The following is a 2691-nucleotide window of genomic DNA, read 5'->3' on the forward strand; positions in this document are numbered from 1 at the left end:
AGACCGCCAACCTCAGCCTCACGGTGAAACCCTCTGGCCCCTACACCTTGGGCGGAACGGTGCTTAGCGAGGGCGCGGGCGGTCCTGTGGTGGGGTCCACGGTGCGCTTATACCTAGGCACGACCCTGATGGACACCGCCACCACCGATGCCCAGGGGCGGTTTTCCTTCTCCAATCTGCCTGAGGGGACTTTCCGCCTCGAGGCGCAAAAACCCGGTATGGCGGGAAGCGTGATGGAAGGGATCCGGGTACCCCAGATGCCTTCGGTCACCCTGATCCAAAAACCCGCCTTCGACCAGAGCCTCTCCACAACCCCACCCACCCTCGTCATCACCCAAAACGGCACGGATCCCCTGGCTGGGCAGACCTTCACCGATGCCATCCCCTTCCGGGTCCAGGTGGACACCTCAAAGGACTACGTCAAACCCATGCGCTTCATCTACGTGGCCCTAGGCCGCACCCCCGGCTCAGGCTTCCTGACGGCGACAGCCACCTCAAGCCGCCTCCTCTTTTCCGATACGGAGGACACCGGCAATCAGGTTCTATCGGGTAGCGCCGTAGCTGGACTGGGAGATGCGAGCGGAAGCGAAATCTACCTGGAAGTGGTGGCCTACGACTTCAACAACAACCGGAGCCACTACCTCATCCCCCTCACCTTTAAAAACACGAACTCTGCCCAACGAAATAACGTCCAGGCCCCTCTAGGGGTAACGGCGACCGCCATTACCCTGGGCCAGGCCGTGGGGTTTTACAGCGTGCAGGCGCCTCTGAAACTGAACGCCCCCCTGGGCCGGGGTCTTTTCGGGGAGCTTCCCCTGGACCCCCAGGCTGCCCCTCAAGGAAGCAATCTATACGTGGAAATCCGGTGGTGCTACACCAACACCACTCCCTCCGCCCGGCCCTTTGCCTTCGATATTGAGCGCTCCACAGACGGCCAGAACTGGACCCGGGTGGGGACCGTGGGAGGGGGTGCAAACAGATCCTGCCCCACCAACCCCTTCAACCGCCCCTTCTACTTCCGGGATGCCTCGGCGGACCTCGTCCCTGGTCAAACCTACCTCTACCGGGTGGTGGCCCGGGGCAACAACCAGGTGGCGAGCTCGCCGCCGAGCTCCACCACCCCCTTGCCCCCCTTTGAGGCCCCCCTTCTCTCCCCTTTGGACGAGGCCAAGAACGTTTCCAAGACCCCGGACTTTCAGATCGGCCATCCCCAGCTCCAGATCGGCGCGGATGGGGCAGCCTATAACCTCGTCCTCTGGGACACCCTGACGGGGGATGGGGTTGCCTGGCAAACCCTTGGCGGGTCCTTGCTCCAGGTGGAGTTCGGCACCCAGGGCAACGGGATCCCCCAGGGCGAGGCCCTGGTCTATGGGCTTAACCCCTCCACCAACACGGTCGTTTTCTACACGGACACCGCCGGCCTCGTGGATCCGAGCAAGCCCAACAAAGTCCCCGTGGATGTCGCCCAAGGCACGGTAACCTTCCCCTACAACTTCGATGGATTTGCCGCTTTGCCAAAGCTTCAAGCCCTTCGCACCTACGCCTGGCAGCTCTACGTCAGCTATGCTTACAAGTACGAGGGCGACAGAATCGGAGCTTATAGCATACAGACCTGGCCCAGCTCGACAAGCTTTATCCGGATCAGCCGGCCTGGAACCCAGGTCTTCGAGTTCACCACGGGAGAGTGAGTCATGATGAGGAAGCTTTTAGCCCTGCTCAGCCTCACCGCCCTTCTCGCCGCCTGCACCCAAGGAGCGAAGCCCCAGCCTCCCACCGCTTCCCACCCCACCTTGGCCGATCAGGAGGGCCTGACCTACTACCAGGGGGAGGTGGTGGTGGCCTACGCAGATGAAGGGGCCTTAGAAGAGGCCAAAAGGAACCTGGGCGCAAAGGAGATCGCCCGCATCCCCGAGCTTAAGGCCGCCCTTCTGGCGGTCCCCATGGATGCCCTTAAGGCCAGCCGCCTCCTCCAGGGCCTGCCTGGGCTCCGGTATGCAGAACCCCACCTGGCCATGGTCCAGGCCCCGAAGGACGATGCGGTGGAACAACCCCAAGGGCCTGGCCTTGCTCCTTTGGGCAACCCTTCAGACCAGTTCCTCGATGCGCTTCCTCAGTACGCCCTCGACCCACGCCACCTGGACGCCAAAGGAGCTTGGGACAGGGGGTTTATGGGCCAGGGGGTAACGGTGGCCATCATCGACGACCCGGCGGACGTGAGCCACCCCGACCTGGCCGCCAACTGGGCGGGCCTGGCCTATGACCCGGTACAAAACACCACCTACACCCAGGCCCAGGACTGGCAGACCTTCATCAATGGATTGGGCCGCCAAAACATCTCTCATGGCACCTTTGTCACCTCAGCAGTCAGCGCCCTAAAGGACGGCCAGGGCATCGCAGGCCTGGCCCCCAAGACCAAGTTCCTCCCCGTGGCCATCTTCCAACCGAACTACGTAGGCGACTTCTACGTGGCCAGGGGCATCGTCTGGGCGGTCAACCACGGGGCGCAGGTCCTGAACAACTCCTGGGGAGGGCTCGGTTACGGCAGCCTCGTCAAGGAAGCCTTCGACTATGCCCTGGCCAACGGCGTGGTGGTCGTGGCCAGCGCGGGCAACTCCTACAAGGACGAGGTGCGTACCCCTGCCGGGTACCCAGGGATCATCGCCTCGGCCGCGGCAGACGGAAACCGCAACA

Annotated in this window: 2 protein-coding genes; both read left to right on the top strand. The window is 63.1% G+C overall.

What is annotated here, in order from left to right:
- The first annotated feature begins 23 nt into the window (after positions 1–23).
- A complete protein-coding gene (locus tag C4301_RS09080; protein WP_352414763.1) occupies positions 24–1688 on the top strand; it encodes a carboxypeptidase-like regulatory domain-containing protein in 1665 nt (554 codons plus the stop codon).
- Positions 1689–1694: 6 nt separating this feature from the next.
- A partial coding sequence (locus tag C4301_RS09085) for a S8 family serine peptidase (RefSeq protein ID WP_352414764.1) occupies positions 1695–2691 on the top strand: 997 nt, incomplete at its 3' end.

The sequence above is a fragment of the Thermus sp. genome (assembly GCF_040290245.1).
In the GTDB taxonomy this organism is placed as follows: Bacteria; Deinococcota; Deinococci; order Deinococcales; family Thermaceae; genus Thermus_A.